At 40.9% G+C, this 18,273-nt stretch carries 16 protein-coding genes; 12 read left to right on the forward strand and 4 right to left on the reverse strand.

Annotation, left to right across the window (positions count from 1 at the left end; genetic code table 11):
• Positions 1-66: 66 nt before the first annotated feature.
• Together CLV99_RS13365 and CLV99_RS13370 are read left to right on the forward strand one after the other, a co-directional pair.
• Complete coding sequence (locus CLV99_RS13365) at positions 67-1,179, forward strand: phosphotransferase enzyme family protein (protein WP_133584995.1); 1,113 nt, start codon at positions 67-69, stop codon at positions 1,177-1,179.
• A gap of 126 nt (positions 1,180-1,305) precedes the next feature.
• A complete protein-coding gene (locus tag CLV99_RS13370) occupies positions 1,306-1,932 on the forward strand; it encodes a carbohydrate-binding family 9-like protein (RefSeq protein ID WP_133584996.1) in 627 nt (208 codons plus the stop codon).
• A 57-nt stretch (positions 1,933-1,989) separates the two neighbouring features.
• Here CLV99_RS13370 and CLV99_RS13375 read toward each other — a convergent pair whose 3' ends face one another.
• The 4 genes from CLV99_RS13375 to CLV99_RS13390 are packed head-to-tail and all read right to left on the reverse strand — an operon-like array spanning position 1,990 to position 5,902.
• A complete protein-coding gene (locus CLV99_RS13375) occupies positions 1,990-2,895 on the reverse strand; it encodes a serine hydrolase (protein WP_133584997.1) in 906 nt (301 codons plus the stop codon).
• Between the two features lie 9 nt (positions 2,896-2,904).
• A complete protein-coding gene (locus CLV99_RS13380; RefSeq protein WP_133584998.1) occupies positions 2,905-3,594 on the reverse strand; it encodes a hypothetical protein in 690 nt (229 codons plus the stop codon).
• Between the two features lie 2 nt (positions 3,595-3,596).
• A complete protein-coding gene (locus tag CLV99_RS13385; RefSeq protein ID WP_133584999.1) occupies positions 3,597-5,552 on the reverse strand; it encodes a M1 family metallopeptidase in 1,956 nt (651 codons plus the stop codon).
• Positions 5,549-5,902, reverse strand: a complete 354-nt coding sequence (locus CLV99_RS13390) for an ArsC family reductase (RefSeq protein ID WP_133585000.1) — start codon at positions 5,900-5,902, stop codon at positions 5,549-5,551. Before CLV99_RS13390 ends, CLV99_RS13385 begins: the two co-directional genes overlap by 4 nt.
• A 202-nt stretch (positions 5,903-6,104) precedes the next feature.
• On the opposite strand from CLV99_RS13390, the gene fbaA reads away from it, so the two are divergent.
• From fbaA to CLV99_RS13440, 10 genes are all read left to right on the forward strand, one after another.
• Positions 6,105-7,184 carry a class II fructose-bisphosphate aldolase gene (gene fbaA / locus CLV99_RS13395; protein WP_133585001.1) on the forward strand — a complete coding sequence of 360 codons (1,080 nt, stop codon included), beginning with the start codon at positions 6,105-6,107 and terminating at the stop codon, positions 7,182-7,184.
• A gap of 213 nt (positions 7,185-7,397) precedes the next feature.
• Complete coding sequence (gene lepA, locus CLV99_RS13400) at positions 7,398-9,188, forward strand: translation elongation factor 4 (RefSeq protein ID WP_133585002.1); 1,791 nt, start codon at positions 7,398-7,400, stop codon at positions 9,186-9,188.
• A gap of 88 nt (positions 9,189-9,276) precedes the next feature.
• The gene (locus CLV99_RS13405; protein ID WP_133585003.1) at positions 9,277-10,164 is read left to right on the forward strand and encodes a bifunctional 5,10-methylenetetrahydrofolate dehydrogenase/5,10-methenyltetrahydrofolate cyclohydrolase; all 888 of its coding nucleotides are present in this window, start codon (positions 9,277-9,279) and stop codon (positions 10,162-10,164) included.
• Positions 10,165-10,261: 97 nt separating this feature from the next.
• Positions 10,262-10,780, forward strand: a complete 519-nt coding sequence (locus CLV99_RS13410; protein WP_133585004.1) for a hypothetical protein — start codon at positions 10,262-10,264, stop codon at positions 10,778-10,780.
• 75 nt (positions 10,781-10,855) lie between these two features.
• Positions 10,856-11,302 (forward strand): GreA/GreB family elongation factor, encoded by a 447-nt coding sequence (locus CLV99_RS13415; RefSeq protein ID WP_133585005.1) that lies wholly within the window; start codon positions 10,856-10,858, stop codon positions 11,300-11,302.
• A 108-nt stretch (positions 11,303-11,410) separates the two neighbouring features.
• Positions 11,411-12,880 (forward strand): hybrid sensor histidine kinase/response regulator, encoded by a 1,470-nt coding sequence (locus tag CLV99_RS13420; protein ID WP_133585006.1) that lies wholly within the window; start codon positions 11,411-11,413, stop codon positions 12,878-12,880.
• A 6-nt stretch (positions 12,881-12,886) separates the two neighbouring features.
• On the forward strand, positions 12,887-16,486 hold the full coding sequence (locus CLV99_RS13425) for a response regulator (RefSeq protein WP_133585007.1): 3,600 nt from the start codon (positions 12,887-12,889) through the stop codon (positions 16,484-16,486).
• Positions 16,470-16,868 carry a response regulator gene (locus CLV99_RS13430; RefSeq protein WP_246032767.1) on the forward strand — a complete coding sequence of 133 codons (399 nt, stop codon included), beginning with the start codon at positions 16,470-16,472 and terminating at the stop codon, positions 16,866-16,868. Before CLV99_RS13425 ends, CLV99_RS13430 begins: the two co-directional genes overlap by 17 nt.
• Complete coding sequence (locus CLV99_RS13435) at positions 16,868-17,689, forward strand: CheR family methyltransferase (protein ID WP_133585008.1); 822 nt, start codon at positions 16,868-16,870, stop codon at positions 17,687-17,689. Before CLV99_RS13430 ends, CLV99_RS13435 begins: the two co-directional genes overlap by 1 nt.
• On the forward strand, positions 17,664-18,266 hold the full coding sequence (locus CLV99_RS13440) for a chemotaxis protein CheB (protein ID WP_246032768.1): 603 nt from the start codon (positions 17,664-17,666) through the stop codon (positions 18,264-18,266). The genes CLV99_RS13435 and CLV99_RS13440 overlap by 26 nt, the downstream gene beginning before the upstream one ends.
• Positions 18,267-18,273: the final 7 nt, after the last annotated feature.

Consider the following 18,273-nt stretch of genomic DNA (forward strand, 5'->3'; position numbering starts at 1 on the left):
CTTTCGAATTATAGATATTGCAGTAATTTAAACTGTTTTTGAATAAAATAATTATAAATCCTGTTTATGTCAGTGTACGATTCCGAGGAACTGGAGAAGGTAGTAAGTAGTTTTGAACTTGATGGTAAGGTGGTCAGTATTGAGCGTTTTGGGTCAGGCCATATTAATGATAGTTTTAGAGTGGTCGTGAATGAAGGAGACAAATCCTATCTGCTCCAGCGAATCAATCATAAAATATTCCCGAATGTAGATGGCCTGATGGACAACATTGATTTGGTGACTACGCACCTCAAGTCGGTTTTGAAAAACGAGGTTATCGATGTGGATAAACACACGCTGACGATTATCCCAACAAAAAGCGGAGCTAAATATCAAAAAGACGCAAATGGTGACTATTGGCGTATTTTTATCCTTTTGGATGGTACGAAGAGCTATGATATCGTCGAAACGACAAAGCAGGCTTTTGCTGGAGGGATGGCTTTTGGACGGTTTCAAAAACAGTTATCCACATTGGATGCAACCCAATTGGTGGAGATACTTCCCAATTTTCATAATATTGATTTTCGCTTATCTAACCTGAGAAAGGCAATCGAGGCTGATCGTGTAGGTCGATTGGCTGAAGTAGGAGAGCTATTAGATTATATCTTTGAGCGAGAGGAAAAGATGCGTCGTATCCTGGTGATGGCACAGAAAGGTGAATTGCCACTGCGTATCACACATAATGATACTAAGTTTAACAATGTACTACTTGATCAAGAGGATAACGTACAATGTGTGATAGATTTGGATACCGTGATGCCAGGGTATGTTGCCTATGACTTTGGAGATGCTATACGTACCATTATCAATGCCGCTGCAGAAGATGAAAAGGATTTGAATAAGGTGGTGCTCAATATCCCATTATTCCAGGCCTATACAGAAGGGTACTTTAGTGAAGCAAAGGATTTTCTGACGGAGAAGGAAATTGAATCGCTATGGTATGGCGTTCTATTATTGCCGTATATGCAGGTTGTCCGCTTTTTGACAGACTATATAGATGGGGACGTATATTATAAAGTACACTATACAGATCATAATCTGGTAAGGACGAATACCCAGTTGAAATTGGTAAAAGAGTTGGAGGGAGCTGAGGCGCAACTGAGAGAAATTTTGAGCCAAAGTGTGGTTACTCCATCGTAAAAGAGATATTAATGCTTTTTTTTCTGTATGTATGTTGAATACAAGGCTTTTTAGTTAAGTTTGGTGTATAGCTAAATTATTGGTCTACCTGGTAGATGGACTCAAATTAAAAAACAATTTATTCTAATGAAGAGACTTACTGTTGAAAAAATAGCAGATATAACGGATGATATCAAAGAATTGGATAGGGCATTCAGTACGCTGTCCTGGAACGCTATAGACCAATGTCCATGGGAGTCAGAATTTCCCTATCGGCCAGAGGTTCGCTTTCAAATGGCTCATTCAGAGGGTTATATTTATTTGCGCTATGAGGTGAAAGAAGAATTTGTAAAAGGACAGTATATACGGCCAAATGAGAATGTATGGGAAGATAGCTGCGTCGAATTTTTCTTTTCTCTGGATGGTAAAAAGACCTATTATAATTTTGAATTCAATGTTTTAGCAACAGGTTTGATAGGCTACGGTCCAGCAGATAAAGCACAACGGAATAGGTTGCCTAAAGAGGTTGTCGAACGTATAGATGCTCGGACACAGGTGGTGAAGAAATCTGGAGTTAAATCTTGGGAGATATACCTAATCATTCCCAAAGATATATTCGGTGATGTGGGGTATGCTGCGAGAACTTTCCACGCTAATTTTTATAAATGTGGTGATGGCTTACCTAATCCACATTTTATGTCCTGGAATGCAATTCAAAATGCTACTCCTAACTTTCATTTGCCTGAATTTTTCGGAGAGGTTTTCTTTGTTTAACGCGCTTTAAGAAAGTTTTGTAATAAACTAAGAGAGGTGTCCATTTGGACACCTCTCTTAGTTTATTACTTTGAAGCTCTGAAAAGGATGCTTCGGTTCAAAATGATTCCATATAATGCTTGAAAGCTTTCTCGTAAGTTCTTCTGCTTCATTTGCATCTGTCCAGCTGGCATCTTGATTGTTCTTTGTCAATATACAGAAGACATAATCTCCGCTTGGTGCATTGACTAAGACAACTTCTCCGCGTGCCCGGTCTACGGAACCAGTTTTGGCAATGGTATTGACCCAGGCTGGAAGTTGGGATAATGAACGTCCGTTGTAAAATTGATTTTTAAGATAACGGTACATTTTATCAGAATGACGTGCATCCACGACTGCGCCGTTCCGTATCAGGGTGAATAGCTTTGCCATCTCTTGGGGAGTGGTCTGTCCCCAGCCGTACTCTTCCCAGATTTTCTCCCGTCCAGCCGTTCTAGAATTTACTTTGGTGTGTGTCAACCCCAATTGGTCCATCAGTGGATTGATCTGTGCCCCACCACCGGCTAGCTCCTGTAACCAAATTGAAGTGACATTGTCACTATAGGTGAGCATGAGTGAAATCATGGTAGAGAGATCCGTCTGTGCGCTGTCTTTGTAAAACTGCATCAGACCAGATCCACCATAAGCTCTCTTGTCCGAATAGGTAAAAGGTTGCTCAAGCTTGAGTTCTCCCTGTGCTATTTTTTGAAAAACTCCTGCTAGAATAGGAACTTTTACAATGCTAGCTGTAGGGAAGACGGTGTCTGCATTGATGGCAACAAATTTATTACTCTTCAGCTGATGTACATAGATGCCAATGTCGCCCCGAAATCCTGCTATTTCCTTTTTTATTTTCTGCTCTAATTTCTGATCCACTTTTTGGGCCTGAGCTATTGTTACAGTAAGTACGATAAGCGCTATAATGCTGTTAAATCTCAATGTCATGCCGTGGGGTTACTGATTTGATTTGAACTTTTTATAGGAGTCGAGAATATACACTTTGAAGTCTTCTGTAGATGCCTTTTTAGCGAATTCAGCAGTTGGTCTGAAGCGTTCTCGGAATAAGGCGATTTCATCTGGACTGAGGGGTACTGTAGCAGCGATGAGCTGAGTGGTAAATCTCCTGTCAACATCTCTCTTCTCCTGTTCCGCAACCAGCATGGATAGGTTTCTTCGGGATTCTTTTGCCTTTTTGCCAAATAGTCTAGATGGAGATACGCGCAGTCCTCCACGTTCTTGACTTGCATCTACGGCTTTGCCTTCGTTTTGAGCTTTGGCAATCTCAGCAGCAAGTCTGCTGTCTGTCATCCGGCTTACTATGACCTCGTCGATAGAAATTAGACTCTCGTCGCGGGTCATATATATCCTCCGGATATTATTCTCGTAATAGAATATAGTGTCCTGCTTGTAGCCTGGATTTGTAAATACAAGATAATCGTTAAGTTGTCCGCCGATTTTAAAACTACCGTCACGGTCTGATTGTACAACCTCCTGTGTTCTGATGTTTTTGATGGTGGTGTTCCACAGCGGAGTGCTGCTCACGAGTTCGTAGACATAACCTTTGATGTCTTGTGCCTGCACTGAAGGTAGCTGTAACCCGATTAGCAAACAGCTCGTGATTATTATTTTGTATATCGATTTCATTGTTATTTGGCTCGCCATGTGTTGTTGTCTGGATTGATATCAGGGAAGACGCCTCTTGGGTCTAATTTTACTTCTGTAAGTTTTTCGGTAGACCGCAGTTTGAAGGTCCATTTGTTGTTTCGTTCCCAGATTTCTACAGGGAGTTTAACATTTATTTTTTTACCACTAGCTGTAGTTGCTTCTATTTCCACTGGCATAGGCAACTTATCTAGATTTTCTACTGTCACGATAGCTCCTTTGGAAGGATCTAGTTCCACGTAACGCACCTCTGTGATAGCTTGGTCCATTTGCCAGTTGTTCTGGAATAAACCGCGCCAAAACCAGTTAAGGTTTTCGCCTGTTTCATTTTCTATAGTGCGGAAAAAGTCATTCGGAGCAGGATGCTTGTAGGCCCAGTGCTGAATGTACCGCTGGAAGGCTTTGTCGAATCTTTCCTTGCCAATAATCTCATTCCGGAGCAGGTGTAATGCATAAGCTGGTTTGTAGTATACAAGAAAGCCGATGTTACGTTCTTTCATCGTTTGAGGACTGTTTACGACAGGTTCTAAAGCAGGATTAAATAACATCAGCGTCATGGCATTTTTTCTGCCATATCTTACCGCATATTCGCCTTTATTGAATGCTTCTGTTGAAATGTCGTTGATAAAGGTGTTGAATCCCTCGTCCATCCAACCATGGAGGCGTTCATTGCTGCCTACGATCATAGGGAACCAGTTATGGCCAAACTCGTGGTCAGTAACACCCCAAAGATTGCCTGCTTTGGCATCATGTCCACAAAAAGAAAGGGCAGGGTATTCCATTCCTCCAACATTGGATGCAACGTTGACAGCAACAGGGTAGGGATATTCAAACCATTTTTTTGAATAATGCTCAATAGATGCCTTGGTGTATTCTGTCGAACGCTCCCATGCATTTCCACCGTTACTTTCTTTAGGATATGCGGACATCGCTAGGGCCGATTTTCCAGAAGGTAGGTTTATTTTTGCGGCATCAATAATAAAAGCAGGCGATGATGCCCATGCGACATCATGTGCGTTTTTGAGGCTGTATTTCCAGGTAAGTTCTTTTTTGTCTGGTCGAGAGGCTTTGTTGGTTACCTCGGCTTCGCTACGGATCATCAGTGTCTTTTCCGAAGTTTTGGCCGCATTGTAACGTTTGAGCTGCTCTGGAGTCCAGACTTCATTCGGATTTAATAGTTCGCCACCTAATACAACAATATGATTTGCAGGAGCTGTAATTTCGACGTCATAGTCGCCAAATTCGAGATAGAACTCGCCTGGTCCTGTATAAGGATGAGTATTCCAGCCTAGGATATCATCGAATACACAGACGCGAGGATACCATTGTGCAATGGCATATATTTTTCCGTTTTCTGTTTTCAGAATACCGGTACGGTCTGCACCGTATTCTGGGATAGAAAATTCGAAGTCCATACTCAGCGTTGTTTTTCCTCCCTTAGCTTTGAGAGGAGTAGGAAGGTCAACGCGCATGCGGGTGTCAGTAATGGTGTACGAGGGAGCTTGTTGCTGACCGTTGATCTGCAGATTGTTCAGTTTGTAACCACCTTCAAATTGATTGCTGGAACTACCATATCGACTGTCTGATAGTGGAATGGTAGCCTGACCTCTGGATTCGGTACTAAAAAGATTCTGATCCAATTGGAACCAAATAAAATCTAAATCTTCGGGGCTATTGTTGGTATAAACAATCTGTACAGAACCAGAAATCCGGTCTTGCTGTTCATTAAGCTTTGCTTTGATGGAATAGCTAGCGTAATTCTGCCAGTAAGCTGGACCGGGTTTTCCGCTGGCAGAGCGGTACTCGGTTCCGTTTGAACTGTAAAAATTAGGGCCAAAGGCGTCCGAATAGTTATAGCTGCTATTTTGCTGGGCAATTGAGGGCATAGCAAATGCCGCTAATCCAACATACAGCAGGTATTTGAAGGGTTTGTAAATCATTTTTTTAATAGTTTTTCTTGGTAAATATGCTCATCAAAACCAAGGATTACATCATCCTTCAATTCAATGACTGGTCTTTTAATCATGCTGTTGTTGGCAAGAAGGACGGTATTTGCGGAAGATGCGTCTGTGACTTGCGCTTGTTCTTCTGGAGAAAGCTTTTTCCAGGTAGTTCCTTTTTTGTTAACAAGGGATTCCCAGGTGGTATGTTTTTCCCATGATTCAAGTTTTTCACGTGTAGCAGGCTCTTTTTTGTAGTCATGAAAGGTGTAAGCGATTTCATTCGCATTCATCCAGTCTAGTGCTTTTTTTACCGTATTACAATTTTTGATTCCGTATATCTCCAACATAGTCTATTTCTATTGTTTTTATTTGTTAAACTTAGCCAATTTTGATTTCATATGCAAAAGGAATGTCTGTAGTAGAGGTGGCAGGAGGTAAGTTGATGGAATGTTAGGATTATCTTAGTGTATTTTTTACACTAGTGTTTTCATTCTCATTTAAAACACTTAACTTTATCGAATCAAAGAAATAAAACTAAAATATAAAAACATGAGCCTAAAAGATTATAAAGGTGTACTAACCGGTGATCAAGTTCAAGAATTGTTTGAGATTGCTAAAAAGCACAAATTTGCGCTTCCTGCTGTAAATGTGATAGGTACTAATTCTATCAACGCGGTAATGGAAACAGCGAAGGCGGTGAATTCTCCTGTAATCATTCAATTGTCAAATGGGGGAGCTCAGTTCTATGCGGGCAAGACGTTGAATAATGATGGACTAAAAGCTTGTATATTAGGTGCTGTTTCTGCAGCGCAGCATGTGCATTTGTTGGCAGAGCATTACGGTGTTGCTGTTATTTTGCATACGGATCACGCTGCAAAGAAATTGTTACCTTGGATCGATGGTCTTATGGATGCTGGTGAAAAGTTTTTTGCTGCAAACGGTAAGCCTTTGTTCTCTTCGCATATGTTGGATCTATCGGAGGAGCCTATTGAAGAAAATATCGAAATCTCTAAACGCTACTTAGAGCGCATGAAGCCACTAGGTATGACAATAGAAATCGAATTGGGAGTGACTGGTGGTGAAGAAGATGGGGTAGATAATACAGACGTGGATAGCTCGAAATTATATACACAGCCAGAAGAGGTAGCATATGCTTATGAAGTGTTGTCTCAGGTTTCGGACAAGTTTACGGTAGCAGCTGCATTTGGTAATGTACATGGTGTGTATAAACCAGGTAATGTGAAGTTACAGCCAGTTATATTGAATAATTCGCAAGAGTATATCCGTGAAAAATATAAGTTAGCTGCAGAGAAACCAGTGAACTTTGTGTTCCACGGCGGTTCTGGTTCTTCTCCAGAAGAAATCGCAGAAGCAATTTCTTATGGAGCTATCAAAATGAATATCGATACCGATATGCAGTGGGCATTCTGGGATGGTGTTCGTGGTTACGAAGCCAAAAATCATGATTACTTACAAGGACAGATCGGAAGCCCAGAAGGTGCCGATTCTCCAAACAAGAAATACTATGACCCACGTGTATGGTTGCGCAAAGGGGAAGAAGCATTCGTTACGCGTTTGAAACAAGCTTTTGAAGAATTGAATGCAATAGATGTGAATAGTAAATTGTAGTTTACGCTACGGTATATGATTTTAGTAAGAGGCCGCCCCTACCAAGGAGCGGCCTTTTTGGTGTTCACAAATATCTTTTCGGCAACTGCTGAGGTGTGTTCCTGTTTCGGGACACAGTTAAAAAAGAATCGCTAAAAAAACAAGCGTTTTCGAAAAAAAAATTCACTTAAATACAGTATATTTGCCGTTTATAAAAGAAGGCATAAACCCTATATGAAGCATATACGTAATTTTTGTATAATAGCACATATCGACCATGGTAAAAGTACCTTGGCAGATAGATTATTGGAATACACAAATACCATCTCACAGCGTGAGGCACAAGCCCAGTTGTTGGATAGTATGGATTTGGAAAGAGAAAGAGGTATCACGATTAAGAGCCATGCTATTCAGATGGAGTATACTCAGGATGGGCAGCAATATATTCTTAACCTAATCGATACTCCTGGACACGTGGATTTTTCCTATGAGGTATCAAGATCTATTGCGGCTTGTGAAGGGGCGTTGTTGATTGTGGATGCTTCCCAAGGGATACAGGCACAGACTATTTCCAACCTATACCTAGCTATGGAGCATGACCTGGAAATCATCCCTATCTTAAATAAGATGGATCTTCCGGGAGCTATGCCTGAAGAGGTGAAAGACCAGATTATCGATTTGATAGGTGGTAAAAGGGAGGAAATTATCCCAGCGTCGGGAAAGACCGGACTAGGTATACCAGATATCTTACGTGCAATTGTAGAGCGTGTGCCTGCTCCAGTAGGAGACCCTGATGCACCGCTACAGGCTTTGATTTTTGACTCGGTCTTTAACTCTTTCAGAGGGATTATGGCGTATTTCAAAGTTGAAAACGGAGAGATCAAAAAAGGAGATAAGGTAAAGTTTGTCGCAACAGGAAAAGAGTACTATGCGGATGAAGTAGGTACTTTAAAACTAAACCAAGTCGCTAAAAGCGTTATTAAGACAGGAGACGTAGGTTATATTATTTCAGGTATTAAAGAAGCGCGAGAGGTGAAAGTAGGTGACACGATCACCCATAAAGAACGTCCGTGTACGTCTGCTATCCAGGGATTTGAAGAGGTGAAACCTATGGTTTTTGCGGGAATCTATCCTGTGGATACCGAAGATTATGAAGAGCTTCGCGAATCGATGCATCGCTTACAATTGAATGATGCGTCTCTAGTATTCGAGCCTGAGTCTTCTGCTGCACTAGGTTTTGGGTTCCGTTGTGGATTCTTAGGTATGCTCCATATGGAGATTATCCAAGAGCGTCTGGAACGTGAATTTGATATGACGGTAATTACTACTGTTCCCAACGTTTCATACAAGGCTTTCTTGAGCAAGGATAATGAAGAGGTGATTGTTCACAATCCATCAGATCTACCTGATCCAAGTAAACTGGATTCTATCGAAGAGCCTTATATCAAAGCGAATATTATTACCAAAGCAGAGTTTGTAGGACCGGTAATGTCGTTGTGTATACAAAAAAGAGGTACGATAATCAATCAGTCTTATTTGACTTCGGATCGTGTAGAGCTTGTGTTCGAAATGCCGATGGGAGAGATTGTATTTGATTTTTATGATAAACTTAAAACTATCTCTAAAGGATATGCTTCTTTCGATTACCATCAGATCGGTTACCGTAAATCAGATCTAGTGAAATTGGATATCCGTCTTAACGACGAACCTGTCGATGCATTGTCATCCTTGATCCACAGAAGTAATGCGTATGATTTTGGTAAGAAAATCTGTGAGAAATTAAAAGAATTATTACCTAGACAACAGTTCGAAATCCGTATACAGGCTTCTATTGGTGCTAAGATTATTGCACGCGAGACTATATCTGCCTTACGTAAGGACGTAACCGCAAAATGTTACGGAGGAGATATTTCCCGTAAGCGTAAATTGTTGGAAAAACAGAAAAAAGGTAAAAAACGTATGCGTCAGGTAGGTAACGTGGAGATTCCACAATCAGCGTTTATGGCGGTACTAAAATTAGATTAATAACTTACTAATAAATACAAAAGAAGAAGATTAAGTATACTATAGTAGCAAGTTCTTTCTAAATACTTAATACTAACTGCTAAATACTATGAACATATTAGACGGGAAAGAAGTATCTGCAAAGATTAAAGAAGATATAAAAGTTGAAGCTGCGGCTTTTACGGCTGCTTCGGGAAGAAAACCGCACCTTGTTGCTATTTTGGTAGGTAATGATGGTGGGAGTGAAACCTATGTAGCGAGCAAGATGAGAAACTGTGAATTAGTGGGCTTTGAGTCTACTAATATCCGTTATGACGTGGAGGTCTCTGAAGCAGAACTGATTGCTAAGATTCAAGAAATAAACAAGGATCCTAATATAGATGGTTTGATCGTGCAATTACCATTACCAGCACATATTGATCCGGATAAAGTAACAGAAGCTATTGATCATCGAAAAGATGTGGATGGTTTCCATCCCATCAATTTGGGACGTATGCAACGTAATTTGCCTTGTTTTATCCCGGCTACACCTTATGGTATCATTTTAATGCTAGCGCACTATGGTATTGATACGGCTGGAAAACATGCAGTAGTTGTAGGCCGGAGTAATATTGTGGGCTCTCCAATGAGTATTTTATTGGCGAGAAATAGCAACCCTGGAAATTGCACGGTTACATTGACACATAGCCGCACCAAGGATTTGAAAACGGAGGTGTTACGTGGCGATATCATTGTAGCAGCTATAGGTAAGAAGAATTTCGTTACTGCTGATATGGTGAAGGAAGGTGCTATTGTAATAGATGTGGGTATCAATAGAGAGAACTCGACAGAGACGAAATCTGGCTTCAAGTTGTATGGTGATGTTGATTTCGATAATGTAGCACCGAAAGCATCTTGGATCACTCCGGTACCGGGTGGTGTTGGATTGATGACTATCGTCGGCCTATTGAAGAATACGTTGGAAGCAGCGAAGGGGACGATCTATCCGAAAGGTTAAGTCTGTTCCAAAAGGGGCTATGATTTGATGGAGTGAGGTGATTTTGTTTTGGCATACAAATTGATTGATATAGAAGGTTAACTAAAACTATATTCCAATGAAAAAAATTGCATTATTAGCAGTAGTAGCTGGAGCAATCACATTTGCTTCATGCAACAATTCTCCGTCGAAAGATAAGAATGAGGATGGTAAAGTGACAGCGGGTGAACAAGTGGATCATTCCATCGAAAAGATGGATCAGGTAGCGTCAGATGCCGTTTCAAAAGCGGAAGCAGACTATAATAAAGCAAAAGCTGATTTGGATGCTGCTGTTGCAAAAGGTGACAAGCAAGCTGAAGAAACAGCACGTAAAGCTGTGGCCGATGCAGAAGCAGCTTGGAACAAAACCAAAGAGGCTTTAAAAGAAGCAGGTGACAAAGTAGAGTCTGGTGTTAATAACGCTGTAGATGCTACAAAAGATGCAGCAAAGAAAACAGGTGCAGCAATCGAAAATACTGCTGATAAAGCAGGTGCGTCTTTAAAAGATGCAGGCGATAAAGCTGAAAATGCAGTTAAGGAAACTGCAAACGAAGCAGAGAAAAAAGCGAAGAACTTAAAAGAAGCGTTGAAGAACTAAGTTCTAGAAGCGAATAATTTAGTAAACGCCCGTTAAATACGGGCGTTTACTGTTTAATACCGAGAGAGAGAATTTATGACAAGAGAAGAATTGTTGAACGCTTGTTTTGAGTATGTCAATAACAGAGTAAAGGAAGTAACATTAGCTATCGACTCGGCTAATAACTCGTTGGTGGAAGATACCAAAAGTAGTGCTGGAGATAAATATGAGACAGGCCGGGAAATGATTCAACAGGATTTAAACCGTTTTCAACAGCAATTGGTATTGGCTGAGGAAGACCTTAAAACACTGGAATGGATTCGACAGGCAATGCCAACATCCATCGTGTCGGTAGGCAGTCTCGTAGCAACAGACAAAAGTAGTTGGTATTTTGTTGCTATAAGCGTAGGGAAATTGGCAGACTATTCCAACGTGTATGTGATTTCTCCAAAATCACCAATTGGAAAGATGTTGTTGGGGAAGACAATAGGGGAGAAGGTTGAGTTTAATAACCAATCTTTTAGTATCCAACATATTTTATAGTAAAGATCTGCCGTTCTTTTCTGTTTTTTCGTTATTTTGGTGGAGGCCTCATCCCAGTAGGAGATGGAATAGGCCTAAACATAAAATAGGAGACCTAATCATTTATTTATGATTTTGATTGTAGATGACAAGCCCGAGAATATATTCTCATTGAGGAGTTTGTTAGAATCTAAAAAATTTCACGTAGATACCGCTTTGTCTGGAGAAGAGGCACTCAAAAAAGTTCTGAAAACCGACTATGCATTGATTATTTTAGATGTACAAATGCCGGGAATGGACGGTTTTGAAGTGGCAGAAACTTTGGCTGGTTACAGTAAAACGAAAGAAATTCCAATCATTTTTCTATCAGCGGTGAATACCGATAAGAAGTTTATTACTAAAGGATATGCTTCGGGCGGTATAGATTATATCACTAAACCGGTAGATCCCGATATTTTAATGTTGAAAGTGAAGACTTTCTACCGGCTCTATGAACAGACGCTGGCGTTGAATGAAGTGAAGTGGAAACTCCAACGTGAGGTAGAAAGTCGGAAGCTGGCACAGGAAGAGTTGAAGCTTAAAGTTGATTTTTTGCACACTGTATTAGAGACCATTCCACAGATAGCATTCACAGCTGATGCGCTAGGTCACATTACATTTGTGAATGAAAAGTGGTTTAAATACGCGCAATCTCCTATTGAATTTCCTCAAATCCATCCAGATGATAAACAAGTCCATACCTTTTTTGAAAAGCATGTAAAATCGGGCGAGCCTTTTGAAGCCGAGGTGCGCATAAAAGATGTTGATACGGGTATATATCATTTTCATTTACTCCGCATCAGGCCTATCAAAGAAGGTGGAATAGTAAATAGTTGGGTAGGTACTTTTACGGATATTGAAGACCAGAAGCAGATTGAAAATAAAAAAGATGAGTTTTTGAGTATAGCGAGTCACGAATTGAAGACCCCTCTCACTAGTATCAAAGCCTACATACAGCTTTTGGAGCGAATGGTTAAGGTAGAAGGGAATGGAAGTGTATCTACTTATATTCACCGTGCTCAGGATCAGGTGATAAAGTTGGAAAGTCTTATTGCAGATCTGCTGGATGTTTCCAAAATGGAGAATGGAAAATTAAAAGTGAATCGCGCACCTTTTGATTTAGAGACACTCGTAGTGAATGCTATTGATACGATTACCCACACGCATCAACATGTGGATATGAAAGTAGAGCGTGAGGGCGAGCCTTTTGTTGTTGAAGTAAACGCCGACGCAATCCGTATAGAGCAGGTGTTGATCAATTTCTTGACCAATGCTATTAAATACTCTCCGGGAGCGGAAAAGGTGGTGGTCAGGACCCAAGTAAGGGATGGATATGCTTATATCGCAGTTCGTGATTTTGGAATCGGGATACCGAAAGAAAAACAAGAACACGTTTTTTCTAAATTTTATCGGGTAGAGGAATCATCCGTGAAGTTTCAAGGACTAGGAATAGGGTTGTATATATGTGCCGAGATTATACGACAGCACAATGGAGGGTATGGTGTAGATAGCGTCCCGGGAGAAGGAACTACTTTTTATTTTAGTATACCATTAAATTAAAGAAAGATGCCTAAACAAGTCATTAGAAAGCTACAGTTTGGTTTTGGGATTTCATTGCTTGTTCTGATTGTAAGTTCTGCGGCCTCTTATATCAGTATAAAGAAGCAAATCGATAATCGGAAGCAGGTGATACGCACCCAACAATTGATACAGTCTATCAATCATATACTGATCGATCTTCAAAATGCAGAAACAGGACAGCGTGGTTTTTATCTTACGAATAAAGAAGCTTTTTTAGAACCTTATTTGAGAAGTCGGGTGTCGCTGCCTGAATCCTTTAAAGAGGCGAGAGAGCTTATACCCCGAAAATCTAAACAGGCTGAGGTTTTGGATAGCCTATCGTCGTTGGTAGAAACGCGATTGGGAATTTTAGGAAAATGGGAGAACCAAAAGCGCGCCGGTAATACGATAGCTGCTGAACAGTTGGAGGAAGGTAAAGTCTATATGGATAGCTGTCGGAACCTGATCAACCGTTTCTTAGGAGATGAAGATGAACTGTTGGTAAAGCAAAATAAAGAATTAGATGACTCATCCAATGCTACGTCGATCTTTATCGTTATAGCAGCGTTTTTTTCCTTAGGTATCACTATCTTTTTTTATATGCAGATTCGTGGTGAATTCCGTAAGCGGGAGAAATTGCAGGATATCCTAAAGAAAAAAGATGCTGACATGAGTAATAGGGTGCGTGTCATTGAGCAGATTGCCAGAGAAATATCATTAGGCGATTACTCGGTACGGGTATCAGATATACAGAAAGATGATTTAGGAAGTCTGGCAAGTTCATTAAATGGGATGACTGCCAACTTGGAAGAGGCATTCCGTAAAATACAGGATAATGAATGGAAACAGACTGGGCTGGCTTTATTGAATGAGATACTTGTAGGCAATAAGGATGAACAGGCGATCACCCAAGATGCACTGGCACATCTGATTAATTATGGCGAATGTATAAATGGTGCATTTTATCTCTTAGATAAAGATCATTTGACGCTAAGGAGCCATTATGGACTGGAAGGACAGATGGCAGATCGCTTCAACGTAGGGGAAGGGATGGTCGGTCAGGTGTACGTAGACAAACGGGTGCGGTTATTGGAAGATATTGACAGTACTGATTTTGTAATCAGTTTTACGAATGGGCAGTTGAAGCTGCGCCATGTGTTATGGCTACCACTGATGCTGGAAGGACAATGTTACGGTGTGGTAGAGCTGGGAGCTATGGATAAGTTCGAGCCTTTGGAAATTTCATTTTTAGAAGAGGCAGGCCGTCTTATTGCTTTAGAATTATTGTCTGCACGTGGAAGAAGTTATATTCAGAGCCTATTGGAGGAGACCCAAGCACAGTCGGAGGAGTTACAGGCACAGCATAGCGAGCTGGAAAACCTGAATACGGAATTGGAGGCCCAGGCGCAGAAGTTACAGGCTTCTGAAGAGGAGCTGAGGGTACAACAGGAAGAATTGTTGCAGAGTAATCAGGAACTGGAAGAGCGGTCAAAACTATTGGAAGAGAAAAATGAATTGATTGCCAATAGAAATCTAGAAATTCAAAAAAAGGCGGAGGAACTGGCACTTACGACAAAATATAAGTCTGAATTTCTAGCTAATATGTCCCATGAGCTACGCACGCCATTGAATTCTATTCTTTTACTATCCCGTCTATTGGCTGAGAATATCGAGGATAACCTGACGGATGAGCAGGTCGAATCGGCAAATGTTATACAGAGCTCGGGTACGGGACTGTTGACTCTGATTGACGAGATTCTTGATCTTTCAAAGATCGAGGCCGGAAAGATGAAGCTTGAGTTTGAAGAGGTGAACCTCGCTAATCTTTGCCGCGAACTGGAAAGTCTCTTCCTTCCGGTGGTGACGGATAAGGGAATTGGTCTATCTGTTGAGATCGATAGGGCGGTGCCAGAGGTGATCGAAACCGATAAGCTCAGGTTGGAACAGGTACTTCGAAATCTATTGTCAAATGCGATCAAGTTTACTTCTGTAGGAAAAGTAACACTGAATGTAAGCCTTAGTGCAGAGAAGGAAGGATTCTTAAAATTTGCAGTAACAGATACGGGAATAGGGATAAGTAAGGAAAACCAAAAGTTGATCTTTGAAGCTTTCCAACAGGCAGACGGCTCGACTCGAAGAAAATTTGGAGGAACCGGTTTGGGATTATCTATAAGTAGAGAAATCATGCGTTTGCTCCATGGTGAGATCAGTTTGGAAAGTCAACCTGATATTGGAAGTACATTTATGATATTGGTGCCGTTACAAAGAAACCAGAGTGCTTCGGTAGGGGCCAAACCGGTGCTTACGGTGCAGTCAAACGCGCTGGTAGCAGAAGAAGTTCCTGTTTCAGAGGAAAGGCCCTCTTATGCAGCGATAGCTATTCCTGATGAGGTGCCTGATGATAGAGATAATATCCAGGATGGAGATCAGTTAATTTTGATTGTTGAAGATGATACGAACTTTGCCAAGGCGCTCTTGAAGTATACACGGCAACAGAAATATAAGGGAATCGTTTTGGTACGAGGGGATCTTGTGTTGGATATCGCCGAAAAATACCAGCCCCTAGCGATACTATTGGATATACAACTACCGGTCAAGGATGGTTGGCAGGTTATGGATGATCTTAAAAACAATCCTAAAACACGGCATATTCCAGTACATATGATGTCTTCTTTGAAGATGAAGCGGGAGAGTCTGATGAAAGGGGCTATTGATTTTATCAACAAACCAATCGCTATTGAGGAGATGGGACGTATTTTCGAACGTATTGAAGAAGCATTGACCCGTAATCCCAAAAAGGTACTCATTGTAGAGGAAAATGCAAAACATGCAACGGCGCTCTCTTATTTTCTGAGTAATTTCAATATACAGTCGGAGATAAAAGAGAGTGTGTCGGAAACGGTTGATGCGTTAATGACCGAGGATGTGAACTGTGTGATTTTGGATATGGGGATACCTGATCAGATCGGTTATCAGACGTTGGAAGCGATTAAGGCCAATAAAGGGCTGGAGAATCTGCCAATTATTGTCTTTACAGGAAAGCAGCTCTCGCAGATCGAGGAATTGAAAATAAAACAATTTGCTGATTCTATCGTTGTAAAAACGGCGCATTCCTTCCAACGTATCTTGGATGAGGTGGGCTTGTTCTTACATCTTGTTGAAGAAAATAATGGACACGTCGAAAAGAAAAAAACGAACAAATTAGGTTCGTTGAGTGAGGTGCTGGTTGGTAAGACTGTTTTAGTTGCCGATGATGACGTGCGGAATATATTCTCGTTGACTAAAACACTAGAACCGTATCAGATGGAGGTGTTATCTGCTACGAATGGCAAAGAAGCGTTGGAAGTAGTTAAAAATAATCCGAAGATCGCAGTGGTATTGATGGATATGATGATGCCGGAGATGGATGGGTATGAGACGATACAGGAAATTAGAGCAATGCCAGCATTTGCACGGCTGCCTATAATAGCGGTGACTGCCAAGGCTATGGTTGGGGATCGTGAAAAATGTATACAGGCAGGAGCATCAGATTATATCTCCAAGCCGGTAGACAAGGACCAGTTGCTTTCGCTTTTAAGAGTGTGGCTTTATGAATCTAAAGTTTGATGTATTAAGTATGGAAATCAAAAACTTGATATTGATCGTCGATGATGATGCACGAAATATTTTTGCCTTAGAACTGACGCTTAAAGCAAAAGGATACAAGGTGGTCACCTGCCAAGGAGCCAGAGAGGCTTTAGAGCTCTTACGCTGTAATAAACAGATAGGCCTGGTACTGATGGATATGATGATGCCTGATATGGATGGGTATGAAGCGCTGAATGTAATACGGCAAGATGATAAGTATCCCGATATCCCGATAATTGCGGTTACCGCTCAAGCAATGAGTGGCGACCGGGAAAAATGTATAGATTCGGGGGCGAATGATTATGTTTCTAAGCCTATACAGGTGGATATTTTGATGGATGTAATAAAGAAATGGGTGTGATGTTAGAGCCAGATATATTACGGGATGAAGAGATAACCATGTTGTTGAATGATGTCGCAACAATCTATGGTTATGATTTTCGACAGTATAGTAGAGCCTCTCTTAAGAGGAGGTTGAACCGGATATGTCTTGTAGACCGTTTTTCTAGTTTTGCAGAGCTTCGTTATCGGGTCGTTAATGATGCTTCTTATCTGCAACACTTTATAGAAGAGATTACGGTGAATGTTACCGAAATGTTTCGCGACCCAAGCTTTTATAAGGTATTGAGGCAGGAGGTAATGCCTCGATTGGGGACCTATCCTTTGATTCGTATTTGGATTGCAGGTTGTTCTACAGGAGAAGAGGCTTATTCTATAGCGATATTACTGAAAGAAGCGAATCTCTATCACAAGTCTTTGATGTATGCTACGGATATTAATCCTACCGTGCTTGAAAAAGCTGCGACAGGTATATTCCCGTTGAACCAGATGAAAGCCTATTCGGAAAATTATATACGTTCTGGTGGTAATAACGATTTTTCAACCTATTATGTAACAGGTTATGATTATGCCAAATTTGATTCAGCATTGAGTGAACGGATGATTTTTTCGACGCATAATTTAGTTTCTGATACATCTTTCAACGAGTTTCAGTTAATTCTGTGTCGTAATGTGTTGATTTATTTTGACAAAGATTTACAGGAACGGGTATTCAAAGTATTTGACGAAAGTCTTCATAATCTGGGATATCTAGGTTTAGGAACTAAAGAAACGCTCCGTTTCTCCACTATTGAAAGTAACTATCGCCAAGTGGGGGATGAAAAAATCTGGAGAAAGCATTAGCGGTATGTCCAACGGAACGAAAGTTGTAGTAATAGGTGGATCGGCAGGAAGTATCCATGTGCTGATAGAAGTTCTGCCTTATCTTGAACCAGATTCTTTGTGGACTGTGGTAATTGTGCTCCATCGCAAAGCCCACCCCGAGAGTACTTTAGGTATGTTGTTGAATGCATATTGTAAAGTGCCTGTGTTGGAGGTTGTTGATAAGATGCCTTTGGAAAAGGGTAAGGTGTATCTAGCACCGGCAGACTACCATCTGTTATTTGAAAAAGACGGATGTATGTCCTTAGATGTTTCGGAAAAAGTAAACTTTTCCAGACCTTCTATAGATGTCGCGTTTTACTCCGCGGCACAGGTTTTTGGAGATAATGCGATCGGACTTTTGCTGTCAGGGGCTAATAGCGATGGAGTAGAGGGCTTGGCTCATATCGCTCAATACGGTGGGACTATATGTGTGCAGGATCCAGCTACTGCAGAAGTTGATTTTATGCCAAGACAGGCATTGAATAAATTGAAAGTTGAGCATGTACTAGCTCCAAAAGACATTGCACACTACATAAATAAGTTGAATGATAAATAATAATAAA

The sequence above is a fragment of the Sphingobacterium yanglingense genome, assembly GCF_004363245.1.
In the GTDB taxonomy this organism is placed as follows: Bacteria; Bacteroidota; Bacteroidia; order Sphingobacteriales; family Sphingobacteriaceae; genus Sphingobacterium; species Sphingobacterium yanglingense.

Coding starts and splice junctions, on each gene's coding strand:
- CLV99_RS13370 (WP_133584996.1), top strand. CDS start 1,306: ATGAAGAGACTTACTGTTGAAAAAATAGCAGATATAACGGATGATATC.
- CLV99_RS13435 (WP_133585008.1), top strand. CDS start 16,868: ATGTTAGAGCCAGATATATTACGGGATGAAGAGATAACCATGTTGTTG.
- CLV99_RS13415 (WP_133585005.1), top strand. CDS start 10,856: ATGACAAGAGAAGAATTGTTGAACGCTTGTTTTGAGTATGTCAATAAC.
- CLV99_RS13430 (WP_246032767.1), top strand. CDS start 16,470: ATGAATCTAAAGTTTGATGTATTAAGTATGGAAATCAAAAACTTGATA.
- CLV99_RS13390 (WP_133585000.1), bottom strand. CDS start 5,902: ATGTTGGAGATATACGGAATCAAAAATTGTAATACGGTAAAAAAAGCA.
- CLV99_RS13410 (WP_133585004.1), top strand. CDS start 10,262: ATGAAAAAAATTGCATTATTAGCAGTAGTAGCTGGAGCAATCACATTT.
- CLV99_RS13420 (WP_133585006.1), top strand. CDS start 11,411: ATGATTTTGATTGTAGATGACAAGCCCGAGAATATATTCTCATTGAGG.
- CLV99_RS13385 (WP_133584999.1), bottom strand. CDS start 5,552: ATGATTTACAAACCCTTCAAATACCTGCTGTATGTTGGATTAGCGGCA.
- CLV99_RS13425 (WP_133585007.1), top strand. CDS start 12,887: ATGCCTAAACAAGTCATTAGAAAGCTACAGTTTGGTTTTGGGATTTCA.
- CLV99_RS13405 (WP_133585003.1), top strand. CDS start 9,277: ATGAACATATTAGACGGGAAAGAAGTATCTGCAAAGATTAAAGAAGAT.
- lepA (WP_133585002.1), top strand. CDS start 7,398: ATGAAGCATATACGTAATTTTTGTATAATAGCACATATCGACCATGGT.
- CLV99_RS13440 (WP_246032768.1), top strand. CDS start 17,664: ATGAAAAAATCTGGAGAAAGCATTAGCGGTATGTCCAACGGAACGAAA.
- CLV99_RS13380 (WP_133584998.1), bottom strand. CDS start 3,594: ATGAAATCGATATACAAAATAATAATCACGAGCTGTTTGCTAATCGGG.
- CLV99_RS13375 (WP_133584997.1), bottom strand. CDS start 2,895: ATGACATTGAGATTTAACAGCATTATAGCGCTTATCGTACTTACTGTA.
- fbaA (WP_133585001.1), top strand. CDS start 6,105: ATGAGCCTAAAAGATTATAAAGGTGTACTAACCGGTGATCAAGTTCAA.
- CLV99_RS13365 (WP_133584995.1), top strand. CDS start 67: ATGTCAGTGTACGATTCCGAGGAACTGGAGAAGGTAGTAAGTAGTTTT.